Source organism: Streptomyces pluripotens (assembly GCF_000802245.2).
Classification (GTDB): domain Bacteria; phylum Actinomycetota; class Actinomycetes; order Streptomycetales; family Streptomycetaceae; genus Streptomyces; species Streptomyces pluripotens.
On the sequence record NZ_CP021080.1, the window covers coordinates 4472619 to 4487156 of the forward strand.

At 71.7% G+C, this 14538-nt stretch carries 9 protein-coding genes; 5 read left to right on the forward strand and 4 right to left on the reverse strand.

Annotated features, from left to right (window positions below):
* The first annotated feature begins 28 nt into the window (after positions 1–28).
* Positions 29–2509 carry a DNA helicase PcrA gene (pcrA, locus tag LK06_RS20285; protein WP_043433844.1) on the forward strand — a complete coding sequence of 827 codons (2481 nt, stop codon included), beginning with the start codon at positions 29–31 and terminating at the stop codon, positions 2507–2509.
* 62 nt (positions 2510–2571) lie between these two features.
* Here pcrA and LK06_RS20290 read toward each other — a convergent pair whose 3' ends face one another.
* The gene (locus LK06_RS20290) at positions 2572–4056 is read right to left on the reverse strand and encodes a M23 family metallopeptidase (RefSeq protein WP_039652812.1); all 1485 of its coding nucleotides are present in this window, start codon (positions 4054–4056) and stop codon (positions 2572–2574) included.
* 308 nt (positions 4057–4364) lie between these two features.
* Positions 4365–5219, reverse strand: coding sequence for an esterase/lipase family protein (locus tag LK06_RS20295; RefSeq protein WP_039652814.1), 855 nt, complete (start codon positions 5217–5219; stop codon positions 4365–4367).
* Between the two features lie 224 nt (positions 5220–5443).
* Between LK06_RS20295 and icmB the strand changes: the two genes are divergently transcribed.
* Positions 5444–5866: a coenzyme B12-dependent isobutyryl CoA mutase small subunit gene (gene icmB, locus LK06_RS20300; RefSeq protein WP_039652816.1), complete on the forward strand. Its 423-nt coding sequence runs from the start codon at positions 5444–5446 to the stop codon at positions 5864–5866.
* A gap of 69 nt (positions 5867–5935) precedes the next feature.
* On the opposite strand, the gene LK06_RS20305 is transcribed toward icmB, so the two are convergent.
* Positions 5936–7600: a DUF5691 domain-containing protein gene (locus LK06_RS20305; protein ID WP_374208084.1), complete on the reverse strand. Its 1665-nt coding sequence runs from the start codon at positions 7598–7600 to the stop codon at positions 5936–5938.
* A 175-nt stretch (positions 7601–7775) separates the two neighbouring features.
* Positions 7776–9131, reverse strand: coding sequence for an SWIM zinc finger family protein (locus LK06_RS20310; RefSeq protein ID WP_043406167.1), 1356 nt, complete (start codon positions 9129–9131; stop codon positions 7776–7778).
* Positions 9132–9288: 157 nt separating this feature from the next.
* On the opposite strand from LK06_RS20310, the gene LK06_RS20315 reads away from it, so the two are divergent.
* From LK06_RS20315 to LK06_RS20325, 3 genes are read left to right on the forward strand one after another with little or no spacing between them, the layout of a single operon-like run.
* Positions 9289–10419, forward strand: a complete 1131-nt coding sequence (locus LK06_RS20315) for an ATP-binding protein (protein ID WP_043433842.1) — start codon at positions 9289–9291, stop codon at positions 10417–10419.
* Positions 10416–12989: a DUF5682 family protein gene (locus LK06_RS20320; protein WP_039652822.1), complete on the forward strand. Its 2574-nt coding sequence runs from the start codon at positions 10416–10418 to the stop codon at positions 12987–12989. The genes LK06_RS20315 and LK06_RS20320 overlap by 4 nt, the downstream gene beginning before the upstream one ends.
* Before the next feature lie 35 nt (positions 12990–13024).
* Positions 13025–14200 (forward strand): VWA domain-containing protein, encoded by a 1176-nt coding sequence (locus LK06_RS20325; RefSeq protein WP_039653188.1) that lies wholly within the window; start codon positions 13025–13027, stop codon positions 14198–14200.
* Positions 14201–14538 lie beyond the last annotated feature (338 nt).

Genomic DNA, 14538 nt, shown 5'->3' on the forward strand with positions numbered 1-14538 from the left:
CGGTGCGGCGCCCTAGACTCGTAGAGCGATGAGCAGCCTCTTTGACGACAGCTTCCTGGCGGACCTCCAGCCCCCGCGCGGGCACGAGGAGGAACCCCCGCCACCGCCCGAGGGCGATCACGCTCCGGAGCCCCTTCCGGACGATCTGTTCGGCGGGAAGTTCGACGTGCCGCAGGACCGGGACGCCCACTACCGCGGCGGAGCCCCGCGCCCCGTGCTCGACCCGGCGGCGCTGCTGCAGGGGCTGAACGAGAACCAGCGTGCCGCAGTCGTGCACGCCGGCTCGCCACTGCTCATCGTCGCCGGCGCAGGCTCCGGCAAGACCCGCGTGCTCACCCATCGCATCGCCCACCTGCTCGCCGAGCGGAATGTCCACCCGGGCCAGATCCTCGCGATCACCTTCACCAACAAGGCTGCGGGCGAGATGAAGGAGCGGGTCGAGCGGCTCGTCGGCCCGCGTGCGAGCGCGATGTGGGTGATGACCTTCCACAGCGCGTGTGTGCGCATCCTGCGCCGGGAGTCGAAGAAACTCGGATTCACGTCGTCGTTCTCGATCTACGACGCCGCTGACAGCAAGCGCCTGATGGCCCTGGTCTGCCGCGACCTGGACCTCGATCCCAAGCGCTTTCCGCCCAAGTCCTTCAGCGCCAAGATCAGCAACCTGAAGAACGAGCTGATCGACGAGGAGGACTTCGCCGCCCAGGCCAACGACGGCTTCGAGAAGACCCTCGCCCAGGCCTACGCCCTGTACCAGTCGCGGCTGCGCGAGGCGAACGCCCTCGACTTCGACGACCTGATCATGACGACGGTCAACCTGCTGCGCGCCTTCCCGGACGTCGCCGAGCATTACCGTCGCCGCTTCCGGCACGTCCTGGTCGATGAGTACCAGGACACCAACCACGCCCAGTACGCGCTGGTTCGCGAGCTCGTCGGGACCGGCGAGCACGACGAGAGTGCGCCCCCCAGCGAGCACGACCTCCCGCCCGCCGAGCTCTGCGTGGTGGGCGACGCGGACCAGTCGATCTACGCGTTCCGCGGTGCGACGATCCGCAACATCCTCCAGTTCGAGGAGGACTACCCGAACGCGACGACGATCCTGCTGGAGCAGAACTACCGTTCCACGCAGACCATCCTGTCCGCCGCCAACGCGGTCATCGAACGCAACGAGTCCCGCCGCCCGAAGAACCTGTGGACCAACGCGGGCCAGGGCGCACGGATCACCGGGTACGTCGCCGACACCGAGCACGACGAGGCCCAGTTCGTCGCAGACGAGATAGACCGCCTGGTCGACGCGGGCGAGGCCCGGGCGGGCGACATCGCCGTCTTCTACCGCACGAATGCACAGTCCCGTGTCTTCGAAGAGGTCTTCATCCGTGTCGGCCTGCCCTACAAGGTGGTCGGAGGGGTCCGCTTCTACGAGCGCAAGGAGGTCCGGGACGTCCTCGCCTATCTGCGTGTCCTCGCCAACCCCGAGGACTCGGTGCCACTGCGCCGCATCCTCAACGTGCCCAAACGGGGCATCGGTGAGCGCGCGGAGGCGATGATCGACGCCCTCTCCCAACGCGAGAGGATCAGCTTCCCGCAGGCGCTCAAGCGTGTGGACGAGGCATATGGCATGGCCGCGCGCTCCACCAACGCGGTCAAGCGGTTCAACACGCTGATGGAGGAACTGCGTACCGTCGTGGAGTCCGGCGCGGGGCCGGCCACCATCCTGGAGGCGGTCCTCGAACGCACTGGCTACCTGGCTGAGTTGCAGACCTCTACTGATCCGCAGGACGAGACCCGCATCGAGAACCTGCAGGAGCTCGCGGCCGTCGCCCTGGAGTTCGAACAGGAGCGCGGGGAAGACCGGGAGAGTACACTCGCCGACTTCCTTGAGCAGGTCGCCCTGGTCGCCGACTCCGACCAGATTCCGGACGAGGGCGACGGTGACGGCGTCATCACACTGATGACCCTGCACACCGCCAAGGGCCTGGAGTTCCCGGTCGTCTTCCTGACCGGAATGGAGGACGGCGTCTTCCCGCACATGCGAGCCCTCGGCCAGACCAAGGAACTGGAGGAGGAGCGGCGCCTGGCGTACGTCGGCATCACGCGGGCACGGGAGCGGCTCTACCTCACGCGCTCGGCGATGCGCAGCGCCTGGGGGCAGCCGTCGTACAACCCGCCCTCACGCTTCCTGGAAGAGATCCCGGCCGCCCACCTGGTATGGAAGCGGACGGGGGCGGCGGCACCGGTGTCCTCCGGCCCGGCCTCCGGGATCGCGGCCTCGCTGTCCTCGGCCCGCTCGCGCTCCTCGGCTTCGGGGGCGTCCGGGTTCGCCACACGGCGCGCCACCGAGAAACCGGTGGTCGCGCTGGCCGTCGGGGACCGGGTCACCCACGATCAGTTCGGGCTCGGCACGGTCGTCGCGGTGAAGGGCACGGGTGCCAACGCCGAGGCGACGATCGACTTCGGCGACGCCAAGCCGAAGCGGCTGCTGCTCCGGTACGCCCCGGTGGAGAAGCTGTAGTCCACCGGCAGGGGCCCTGGACTCCACTGGACGTCTTCCGTGCGGGGCCCCGGGGTGGCGGCCTAGGTGGGATCGAGTCCGTGGCTCCTCAGCCACGGCAGCGGATCTACGGCGGCTCCGCCGGCCGGCCGCACCTCGAAGTGCAGATGTGGGCCGGTGGAATTGCCGGAGTTGCCTGAATAGGCGATCGGCTGGCCGGCTTTGACGGTCGCGCCGGAGGCCACGCGGTAATGGGACAGGTGGCAGTACCAGGTCTGCGTGCCGTCCTTCGCCGTCACGATCATCATATTGCCGTAGGCGCTGTTCCACTTCGTGCTGACAGTGCCGTCGGTGGCAGCCATCACGGTGGTGCCGTAGGAGACGGGGAAGTCGATTCCGGTGTGCACCGACATCCAGTTCACGCCCGCCTGGCCGAAGTAGGCGCTGAGCCCCTTCTGGGTGACCGGAAGCGCGAACTTGGGGCGCAGCCGTTCCCTGAGTGCCGCTTCCGCGGCGGCCTTCTTCTTCTCCAGTGCCTGTTGCGCCTTGAGGTCGATCCGGTCCTGTGTGCGGCTCGCCCGGTCGGCGAAGTCGTGAGCGCCTGCCGAGAGCGTCTTGAGTTGGCTGTCCAACTCGCTGTTGGCGGCCGACGGCTGTACCGCGTGGGCGTCCGGGGCGGAGGCGGTGGTGTCCTTGGAGTCGTCGGTCAGCGCGCCGACAGAGGCCGCGGCGATTCCGGTGACCCCCACCACGCAGGCCGAGGGCACGGCAATGGTCAGCAACGCGGAGCGCTTGGCAGGCGTACGGCGGCGGGATCGCCCCGCGCGGGGCGCTGGGGCGGGGGCGCCCTCCCGGCGGTCCTCCGGCAGGCCGGTCACCGCGGACAGTTCACCGGTGGCAGCCCTTTCGTCCTCGCCGGGTACCGGTTCACCGAAGGCGGTGTCCTCGTACGGTGCCCGCTCGAAAACGGCGCTCCCCTGCGGATCGCCGTCCTGTCCGACAGTCGCGGTTGCCTGCTGCCCGAACGGTTCGGCGCTTTGCTCGGGATCCGCCGCATGGAACTGGCTGCCGGAGTTCCACTGCGTGGCGTCGTAAGCACCTGTGTCGAAGGCCTGTGTGCCCCAATCCCACTGCTGGGTGGGGTCGGTGCCGGCGGGCTGGTCGGGGTGGAGCCAGGTGCCGGCGTCCCACTGGCCGCTGACGTCGTTTCCGGTGGCCTGTGCAGGGACTGTCCAGGTGGTCGAGGCGTGGGCCCCGACGTCGTAGACGGTGTGCTGCTCGGACCCGTAGGAGTCGTGGCGCGGGGACTCGGTGCCCGTCGACCACTGCGCGGTGTCGTACGAGCCGGTGGCCAGCCCGCTGTTCGGGAGGCCGCCGAAGAGCGGGTCCGAGTGGAAGGCCGAGGCGCTCGTGGGGTGGCCCGTAAAACCAGTGGTGTCGTAGCCGCTGCAGGTGGTGGGGTCGCCGTAGGAGGCTTCCTGGGTCCCGTACGGTGCGTGGTACGCGGTGGAGGCGTCGGAAGCCGGAGCCGGGGTGGTCATGATCCCCGACGGGTGACGATCGTTCACCAACTTCTCTTTCGCCTCGACAACAGGGCTGCCAGAGCAGTGCGGCGACTGTACCCGGCAGTACGCGGGCGCGACAATCTTCGGCCGGGCACGCGTGGGGCGTAAACGGGCATTCGGCAGGGTTTAGGGGGCGCCGGACGCGAGTTTGGCTTTGCGTTCGATGAGTGTTCGATATTCGGTGGCGGTGAGTGGCCTGTGTGGCGGCTGTGTCGTGCTCGCCGCCGCCCTCTGTCTCGGGGTGCTCGGTCTCGTTGCCAGTGCCGCGGCGGGCGACGTTTGCCCGGGGCGAACGTCGCCTGCCGCCGCACTTAGGCCACCGTCAGGCCGCCGCTGTCCTGCTCCCGGGAACGCGTGGAATCGAGGGCCTCGCGCACCCCAGCTGCCACGGCGGGGTGTACGGGCAGGGCGAGATGTCCGATGCCGGACACCCGGACGTTCTCCGCATCGAGGTCCGGGTGGTCCAGGGCGGCCGTTTCCAGGGGGACCATCACCGTGTCCAGGTCGCTCCAGAAGCTCACGAACCGGGTGCGGCAGCCGGGTGCGGGCTGGGTCAGCTCCTCGATGACCTCCGAGCCGGGCCGCATCTGCCGCACGATCGGGTGCGCATTGGCCAGCGGCGCCGCCCGGGTCCCGCCGTGCGGGGTGCCCAGGGTGACGAGCGTGCGCACGCGTAGATCGCCGCCGAGACACTGCACGTAGTAGCGGGCGATCAGCCCGCCGAGGCTGTGCCCCACAATGTCGACCTTGCCGCTACCGGTTCGGTCGCAGACCTCCTCGATGTGCCGGTCGAGCAGCTCGGCCGCGGTGCGGATGTCGCAGATGAGCGGAGAGTAGTTGAGTGATTCCACCCACTGTCTGCCGTGCTGGGCGAGGCTGCGGCGCAACAGTACGAACACCGAACGGTTGTCGATGAAACCATGCAGCAGCACGACCGGTGGTTCGGGCCGGACGGGCAACTGAGCGGCGCGGTCGTCGCCGGGAAGGGCCGGGTGGGCGCGGCGCTCCTGGGTGAGACCGGTCGGATACAGCAGGAGATGGCCGGCCAAGATCGCCGCTTCCAGCGCGGTGGCCTTGAGCAGCGCGACGGAAAGTCCGGCCAGCTTGCCTGGCCACAGACGACGACAGAGCGGGAGAAAGAGCGGCAATACCCCGGTGACCTTCATGGCCGACCTCCTGTCGGCACGCCGGAGGACGGCTCGATCCCCCGTGTGCCTTTATGTCCCTCCGTGTGATTTCCCCCTCGCTGCGCACTGTAAAACTGCCGGTTGCGGGATCCTGGAGATAACGTTCGTTCACTTCGCGACGGGTGGCGGAGCGCACCAAAAGTGCGGTACTTGTCGTTAGGTGCGGAAGCAACCGCTTCCGTGGTCGTGTGATGGAGGAAGTGATGGGTGTGGCAGCCGGTCCGATCCGCGTGGTGGTGGCCAAGCCGGGGCTCGACGGCCACGATCGCGGGGCCAAGGTCATCGCGCGCGCCCTGCGCGACGCCGGCATGGAGGTCATCTACACCGGGCTCCATCAGACGCCGGAACAGATCGTCGACACCGCGATCCAGGAGGACGCCGACGCGATCGGCCTGTCCATCCTCTCCGGTGCGCACAACACCTTGTTCGCCGCGGTCATCGACCTCCTCAAGGAGCGGGACGCCGAGGACATCCTCGTCTTCGGCGGGGGCATCGTCCCTGACGAGGACATCCCGCCGTTGAAGGAGAAGGGCGTCGCCGAGATCTTCACGCCCGGGGCGACGACCGCGTCGATCGTGACCTGGGTCCAGGCGAACGTCCGTCAGCCGGCTGCCTCCGGGGGCTGAGCGGCTCCCCCAGAGGGCTGGATGCCCGGGGTGGCGGCCTGCTCGGCGTGCGCGACGGCTGGGCGCGGGCTACGGTGGCGGGGAGGACGACGTCGCGTCGAGTTCGTCCGCCATCGCCGCCCGCAACCGCAGCGTCGTGACGAGCCGTTGGAACGCCTCCGCCCAGTACCCCCCGGCACCCGGGGCAGCATCGTCCCGCTCGTCCGGTACCGCCAGTAGTACCTGCATCCGGGCTGCCTCCGCCGGGTCCAGACAGCGCTCCGCCAGCCCCATCACCCCGCTGAAGCTCCATGGGTAACTGCCTGCGTCCCTGGCGATGTCGAGGGCGTCCACGACCGCCCGGCCAAGCGGCGGAGCCCAGGGCACCGCGCACACCCCGAGCAACTGGAACGCCTCCGACAGCCCGTGCGTCGCGATGAATCCGGCGACCCACTCGGCCCGGTCGGCCGGGTCCAGTGTGGTCAGCAGCTTCGCCCGTTCAGCCAGGGAGACGGCCCCCGGCCCGCCCGCGTCCGGTGCCGCCGGCGAACCGAGCAGTGCCCTCGACCATGTGGCGTCCCCCTGGCGCACCGCTGCGCGGCACCAGGCGGCGTGCAGTTCGCCCTGCCAGCCGTCGGCCACCGGCAGCGCCACTATCTCCCGCGCGCTCCGTCCACCGAGCCGCTCCTCCCATGTGCCGAGTGGCGCCGCCTCCACCAACTGGCCAAGCCACCAGGACCGTTCCCCTCTGCCGGCAGGAGGCGTGGCTACCGCTCCGTCCCGCTCCATGGTCAAGTCGCACGCGGACGGCGGCTCCACCGCGATCGCCGGGGAGTTCCCCGTGCGGTCGAGTGTCACGCACGCCGCGGCCCGTACGGCCATGCGCGTGGCCAGCGCCGAGTCCGGCAGCGCGGAGAGCAGCTCCGCGGCCGTCGCCCGGACGGTGCGGCTGCGGTCGCCCAACGCCTGTTCCAGGAACGGCTCGTCGTCGGTGGACAGGCCGGTGCGCAGCGAATCCAGGAACACCAGCCGGTCCTCCGCCCGTTCCGCCGACCAGGTCGACGACAGCAGGTCCCGCCCGAACGCAGGTCTACGGGCCCGCAGCGTGCCGAGCAGAGCCACCCGTTCGGCGAACAGCCCTTCCTGCCAGAGGCGTCGCACCGCCTCGGCGTCGTCCGGGCCGGGCAGCGCCGTACTGCCGGGGACCACGCGCAGGGCGAAGCGCCAGTCCGGGTTCAGCCGGGCCAGCCACAGTGCTCGCGGACCCGCGAACGCCAGCGCCGCCGGGCGCAGGTCGGTGCGGCCCCGTGCTGCGTCCAGCAGGGGAGGGAGTGCCTGCGGCGGTGCGGCGTACCCGTGCGCGTTGGCCGCCGCGAGCCATTGCGGGAGCAGCTCCATGAGGTCTGGGGAACTGCCCCGCCGGCCACTGCCGGAGCCGCCGGAACGGTCTGCGAGGAGCGTCGCCAATCTGCGGGCCGCCGGGGCAGGCAGCGCCGGGCGCGGGTCCTCGGGGGCCCGTGCCGGCCGTGGTGCCGGCGGGGCGGGCCGCACTCCTGCCCGCCGCCGTACGGTCGCCACGGCGGCTGCGTCGAGCAGGGCGACGGGGGCTGCACGGCCAGACGCGCCATGGGACAGGGGGCGCCGGTCGGTGCCCAGCAGGGCGATGGCGACCAGGTCTTCCCAGGCGGTCGTGAGGGGCGTCGGGGACCTTCGCCGGGAGCTTGCGGGAGGCGTCGCGGCCGGGGTCGCGTTCAAGACCGTCGTCCCTTCCGATGGGTGTGGACGAGTGGTTGTCCGGTGAGCCCGCGGATGCAGTTCGCCGGAGGCCGTCCGGGGCTGCCGTGGCCCTTCGTGCGCACTTGAGCGTGTGTGCCGATGTCCCCCGCACACGGCCGGGCGCGCCTGCCGAGGTGCTGCATGAGCGGCCGGATCAGCACAGCGCCACCGCGTCTCCCGCGCCCTCCGGCCAGGCGGTGAGCGGAGTGAAACCGCGGTGGCCGCATTCGCCGAACACCTTCACGGGGGTGCCGCCGGACAGGGCGATCAGCTGCCAGAGGCCCGGACGGGAACCGGCGGCCGTGGCCAGCGGCAGGGCCGCGTCCGCCTCGGCGTCGGCCAGTTGCCACAGATCTCCGTCCGGGACCGGTACCACCCGGTCCAGGGTCACCGGGATCGACTCCAGCCAGGGGTCGTCGCGCAGCGCCTCGCCGTAGCGGGCCGTAGCCCCGGCCGTGGTCAGTCCCGGCGGGCGGAACCCGGCCGGGGCGGGCGGGGCGAACTGCCCGCCCAGGGCGGCCCGGGACCGGCCGGTCCCCGGATAGTCGGACAGCTCCGCATCCAGGGCCAAGCCGACCGGCAGTGCCAGCTCGGGGGCCCGACCGGCCGCGCCGTAGGACAGCAGCAGCCGGGTGCGGCCGGATGCGGCACCGTGCAGCCAGATTCGGCGCGTCGTCAGTTTCGTGTCCGCCGTGTCGTATTGAGCGAGGACCAGCCACCGGTCGCGTATGGGTGGGCCGTCAGCCGAGCTCGGCAGACCGAGCCGGGAGCGGACCGTGGCCGCCAGCTCGTCCGGCAACTGGTCACGGTGCAGCCAGCCCTGATCGAGCAGGTGCACCAGTGCACATTCCTCCAGCAATCGTGTCGGCCAGCCTGGGCCCGACCCCGGAATCGCCCCCAGCTCACGGACCCGGGAGGCCAGGCCGGGTGCCTGCGCGTCGACCATGCGGGCCGCTGTTTCGTCCCACGGGCCGTAACCCGTCTGCTCGGCCGAGGCCAGGCCGCTGCGCAGCAGGTCCGCCAGTCGGTGCTCCAGCTCCATCGCGCCCGCCGTGATCCGCGCGGCCCGGCGCTCCGTCCGCCGGCGTGCCGCCTCCGGATCGGCGGGCCCTGCCGCGGAATCCCCCTCGGCCGGCGCCCCTGTGCTCCCGGCACGCTTGCGTCTGTCCGACAACCACTGTCCGGCCCAGTCCGGAGGCTGTGCGCGAGCCGGTACCGAGGCCTCGCCGCCCGCCCACAACAGAAGCAGACCGAGTGCGTGCTTGCACGGGAACTTACGGCTCGGGCAACTGCACTTGTACGCCGGCCCGGCCGCACCGGCGAGGTCCACCACGGTCTGGTACGGCCTGCTGCCACTCCCCTTGCACAGCCCCCACACCACCCCCTCTCCGCTTCCCGCCCCGGACCACGGCCCGGCCGCGCCGAGTCTGCTCCCTGCTGTGCGTGACGTGGCGTCAGGCGCCAGTGCCAGCACCTGGCCCACGGTCCAGCGCACCCCCTGCTCAGTCATGTCACCGACGCTAGGTCCCACCACTGACAATCGGCCCGGCGAGCACCGTCGGCAGTCCCTCTCGTGCGTGTGTTCATGCAGGTGAGAGCGATTGTCAGTGGCGTGGTGCACGGTGGGTGACAGATCCGAACCGGCCGAGCTGGAGGGGGCCTCAGCCATGTCCGTACCCGTGCCACCGACCACCGCCGCACCCGAGCGCGACGACAGGGCGCACGCGTTGCGGCCGCACGCCGAGCATGCCTTCGCCGCCGAGCTGTCCGCGCTCGCCGTCCAGGACGACCGCCCGCGCCCGGCCCGCTGGAAGCTGTCGCCGTGGGCGGTGGCGACCTATCTGCTCGGCGGCACCCTGCCGGACGGCACGGTGATCACACCCAAGTACGTGGGCCCGCGCCGGATCGTCGAGGTCGCCGTCACCACCCTCGCCACCGACCGCGCCCTGCTCCTGCTGGGTGTGCCCGGCACTGCCAAGACCTGGGTCTCTGAGCACCTGGCAGCCGCTGTCAGCGGCGACTCCACCCTGCTGGTGCAGGGCACCGCCGGCACCCCGGAGGAGGCGATCCGGTACGGCTGGAACTACGCGCAGCTGCTCGCGCAGGGTCCGAGCCGTGGCGCCCTCGTGCCCAGTCCCGTCATGCGGGCCATGGCCGAGGGCATGACGGCCCGGGTGGAGGAGCTGACCCGTATCCCAGCCGACGTGCAGGACACGCTGATCACGATCCTGTCGGAGAAGACGCTCCCCATCCCGGAGCTGGGCGAGGAGGTCCAGGCAGTCCGCGGTTTCAATCTGATCGCCACGGCCAATGACAGAGACCGGGGCGTCAACGACCTTTCCAGTGCGCTGCGCCGCCGTTTCAACACCGTGGTGCTGCCGCTGCCGGAGAGTGCCGACTCCGAGGTCGACATCGTCACGCGTCGGGTCGAGCAGACCGGCCACCTTCTCGATCTGCCGACCGCGCCCGACGGCATCGAGGAGATCCGCCGGGTCGTGACCGTCTTCCGGGAACTGCGTGACGGCATCACCGCGGACGGCCGCACCAAGCTGAAGTCGCCCAGCGGCACGCTGTCCACTGCGGAGGCCATCTCCGTCGTCACCAACGGCCTCGCCCTGGCCACGCACTTCGGCGACGGAGTACTGCGCCCGGGGGACGTCGCCGCCGGCATCCTCGGCGCCGTCGTCCGTGACCCGGCAGCCGACCGGGTCGTCTGGCAGGAGTATCTGGAGACCGTCGTCCGGGAGCGCGAGGGCTGGACGGACTTCTACCGGGCCTGTCGGGAGGTGAGCGCATGACCGACTCCGGCCGGAGCGCGGCCGGCGGCTCCGAGCCACTGCTGCTCGGTGTGCGCCACCACGGGCCCGGCTCCGCACGCGCGGTGCGGGCCGCGCTGCAGGCCGCCCGTCCGTGTGCCGTCCTGATCGAGGGCCCGCCCGAGGCCGACGCGCTGATCCCGCTGGCCGCCGACCCTGGCCTGCGGCCTCCGGTCGCCCTGCTCGCCCACGCCGTGGGCGAGCAGGGCCGCTCGGCCTTCTGGCCCTTCGCCGAGTTCAGCCCCGAATGGGTGGCGCTCAGCTGGGCCCTGGAGGAAGGCGTCCCGGCCCGCTTCATCGACCTGCCGGCCGCGCACACACTCGCCTGGGAGGAGAAGGACGACGTTCCCGCCGGGGCCGGGCAGGACACCGGGCCCGGGTCCGGGACGCCCGGCGGGCCCCCCGCCGGGGCCACCCTGGAAGCCGGCGACCGGGTCCGCGTCGATCCCCTGGCCGCACTCGCCGGGGTCGCCGGGTACGACGATCCCGAGCGGTGGTGGGAGGACGTCGTGGAGCACCGGGGCCCGGCCGGGCGGGACCCCTTCGCTCCGTTCGCCGCACTGGCGGAGGCCATGGGAGCACTGCGCGAGCGGTACGACACCGGTGCCCGCTCCCGGGACGCCGTCCGGGAGGCGCACATGCGGCTCCGACTGCGCGCCGCGCGCAAGGAGTTCGGGGACACGGTGGCCGTGGTGTGCGGGGCCTGGCACGTGCCCGCACTGCGCGAGGAGAGGTCCGTCACCGCGGACCGGGCGCTGCTCAAGGGGCTGGCCAGGATCCGGGCGGACCTGACCTGGGTGCCATGGACGTACCGCAGGCTGGCCCGGGCCGGCGGGTACGGCGCGGGCATCGACTCGCCCGGCTGGTACGGGCATCTGTTCCACGCCCCTGACCGCCCCGTGGAGCGGTGGCTGACCACGGTGGCCGGACTGCTGCGCCAGGAGGACCGGGTCGTCTCCCCCGCGCACGTGATCGAGGCCGTACGGCTTGCGGAGACCCTGGCGGCGCTGCGCGGCCGTCCGCTGCCCGGGCTCGGCGAGACCACCGACGCGGTGCGCGCGGTCATGTGCGAGGGCTCGGACGTGCCGCTCGCGCTGGTGCACGACCGGCTGGTGGTCGGGGACGTCCTGGGCGAGGTCCCCGAGTCGGCCCCAGCGGTACCGCTGCAGCGTGACCTGGCCCGGCAGCAGCGCTCGCTGCGGCTCAAGCCCGAGGCACGAGAGCGCGAGCTTGAGCTGGATCTGCGCCGGGACACCGACTCCGGCCGTAGCAGGCTGCTGCACCGGCTGCGTCTGCTCGGCGTCGGCTGGGGCGAACCCGCCGCGTCGCGGGGAAGTGCGGGCACCTTCCGGGAGACCTGGCGGCTGTGCTGGGAGCCGGAACTGTCGGTGCGGGTCGCCGAAGCAGGCGGGTGGGGGACGACCGTCCTCGCTGCCGCCCGGGCCAAGGCCGAGGCGGACGCGACCGCTGCGCGTGCTCTGGCCGACGTCACCGCGCTGGCCGAGCAGTGCCTGCTGGCCGGACTGGCGGACGCGCTGCCCGTGGTCATGCGGGTGCTCGCCGACCGGGCGGCCCTCGACACGGACGTCGGCCACCTTGCACAGGCTCTGCCCGCCCTGGTCCGCTCGCTGCGCTACGGCGATGTGCGCGGCACCGATACCAGCGCGCTGACCGGGGTCGCCGTGGGTCTCGCGGAGCGGATCTTCGTGGGTCTCCCCCCGGCCTGCTCCGCGCTCGACCCGGACGCGGCGGACGAGATGCGCGGCCACGTGGACGCGGTGCACACGGCCGTGGAACTGCTGGGGGAAGTCCTGGCCGGCGCTCCCGGCGCGCAGGATGCGACCAGTGCCCCTGTCGTGGCTGATGCCGCAGGTGGTGAAGGAGGAGCTGAAGGAGGTGCGGGGGCCGTGGAGGTTGCCGCCGGGCGGACCACCGGTACCCCCAACACCCCAGCGGAGCAGGCGGGTTCGGTCCTCGCCGGGCCCCGGGCCACCGGCCACGGTGACCTGCGTGGTCGCTGGTGTGCCGTGTTGCGGAGCCTGTTCCTGCGGGACAGTACGCCCGGTGTCATCCGGGGCCGGGCCGTGCGGCTGTTGTTGGACAGGGCCGCGCTGGAGCCCGAAGAGGCGGCAAGGCTGATGGGGCTCGCGCTCTCCCCGGGCACTTCGCCCGTAGACGCCGCCGCCTGGATCGAGGGTTTCGTCGGCGGCGGGGGCGGTCTGCTCCTGGTGCACGACGAGCGGCTGCTGGGCCTGGTCGACACCTGGCTGACCGAGGTACCGGCGGAGGCATTCGCGGACGTGCTGCCGTTGTTGCGGCGCACGTTCGCGGCATATGAGCCGGGCGTGCGCAGAACCCTGGGCGAACTGGCCCGGCGGGGACCGGGGGAGCGGGCGCGACTGGTGGAGCGGCAGGCCGGGCCCCCCGGCTTCGCCGCCGAACCGGACACCGGGCGCGCCGATGCCGTGCTGCCCGTGCTGCGACTGCTGCTCGGTTTGGAAGGCGAACACGACACGACCGATGACGACAGCCTCTTGGAGGTGGGCGCATGACGACCGGGCCGACGACCGGGGCGACACCCGAGCCGATGACCGTGCCGTCGCCGGTGGACGCGCACGACCCGATCCAGGAGCGGCTGCGCCGCTGGCGGCTGGTGCTGGGCGGTGATCGGGCCGACGGCACGGGATACGCGCTGTCCGGTCGGGACGCGGCGATGGACGGCACATTGGCCGCGCTCTACGGAAAGGGGGACCGACCACAGCCGGGCCGGGGCCGCACGGCGGGGCTAGGGGCCTCGGCGCCGGCCATGGCGCGCTGGCTCGGCGACATCCGCACGTACTTCCCGTCCTCCGTGGTCCAGGTCATGCAGCGCGACGCCATCGACCGGCTCGGGCTCTCCTCTCTACTGCTGGAGCCGGAGATGCTGGAGGCGGTGGAGCCCGACGTGCATCTGGTCGGCACGCTGCTCTCGCTCAGCAAGGCGATGCCGGAGACGACCAAGGAAACGGCACGCGCGGTCGTACACAAGGTGGTCGAGGACCTGGAGAAGCGGCTCGCTGCCCGTACCCGGGCCACGCTCACCGGTGCCCTGGACCGCAGCGCACGTGTGAGCCGCCCCCGCCCTCACGATGTCGACTGGAACCGCACCATCGTGGCCAACCTGAAGCACTACCTGCCCGAGTACCGCACGGTCGTGCCGGAGCGGCTGATCGGCTACGGGCGCGCCGCGCGGTCGGTGAGGAAGGAGGTCGTGCTCTGCGTCGACCAGTCCGGTTCGATGGCCGCGTCCGTGGTCTACGCGTCCGTGTTCGGCGCGGTCCTGGCTTCCCTGCGCTCGATCAGCACCCGCCTGGTCGTCTTCGACACGACGGTGGTCGACCTCACCGACCAGTTGGACGACCCGGTCGACGTCCTCTTCGGCACCCAGCTCGGGGGCGGCACGGACATCAACCGGGCGCTCGCCTACTGCCAGTCCCGGATCACCCGACCTGCGGAGACCGTGGTGGTATTGATCAGCGACCTCTACGAGGGCGGCATCCGTGCCGAGATGCTGGGGCGGGTCGCCGCGATGAAGGCGTCCGGGGTGCAGTTCGTGACGCTGCTTGCGCTGTCGGACGAGGGAGCCCCCGCGTACGACCGGGAGCACGCGGCGGCGCTCGCCGCGCTCGGCGCACCCGCCTTCGCCTGTACGCCCGATCTGTTTCCCGCGGTGATGGCAGCGGCGCTGGAGAAGCGCCCGTTGCCGGTGCCGGAGCCCGTGTGAGGAAGGCCCGGAAGAGGAAGGAGAACGAAGTGGGATAAAGGTGAAAAGGAAGGAAGAAATGCGAGGAGGGCCTTGGAAGTTGGAATAGGGTGACGATACCCATCACCTTCGGTGCCGGTCCTGCGTACGGCACTCGTGACCTGCCGGACAGCCGAACGCCGTCGGCTGGGAGAGGGTGGAGCCTGGTGGCTGGAGCGGGTAGTGACCTCGGGGGCGGCTGGGCCGGTCGGCCGCCGGCGTCCCGGCGCCCGCCCCGGGGTTGCCCGAGGGGCCCCGCCGGGTCGCCCCGGTCTGGCAAGGTCTCGCAGATCACCCGTACACCGCCCGGTTCGCGGCAC

What these genes read in the sequence shown, in the direction of transcription:
- pcrA (WP_043433844.1), top strand. Translation starts at nt 29, where the DNA reads ATGAGCAGCCTCTTTGACGACAGCTTCCTGGCGGACCTCCAGCCCCCG.
- icmB (WP_039652816.1), top strand. Translation starts at nt 5,444, where the DNA reads ATGGGTGTGGCAGCCGGTCCGATCCGCGTGGTGGTGGCCAAGCCGGGG.
- LK06_RS20310 (WP_043406167.1), bottom strand. Translation starts at nt 9,131, where the DNA reads ATGACTGAGCAGGGGGTGCGCTGGACCGTGGGCCAGGTGCTGGCACTG.
- LK06_RS20325 (WP_039653188.1), top strand. Translation starts at nt 13,025, where the DNA reads ATGACCGTGCCGTCGCCGGTGGACGCGCACGACCCGATCCAGGAGCGG.
- LK06_RS20320 (WP_039652822.1), top strand. Translation starts at nt 10,416, where the DNA reads ATGACCGACTCCGGCCGGAGCGCGGCCGGCGGCTCCGAGCCACTGCTG.
- LK06_RS20295 (WP_039652814.1), bottom strand. Translation starts at nt 5,219, where the DNA reads ATGAAGGTCACCGGGGTATTGCCGCTCTTTCTCCCGCTCTGTCGTCGT.
- LK06_RS20315 (WP_043433842.1), top strand. Translation starts at nt 9,289, where the DNA reads ATGTCCGTACCCGTGCCACCGACCACCGCCGCACCCGAGCGCGACGAC.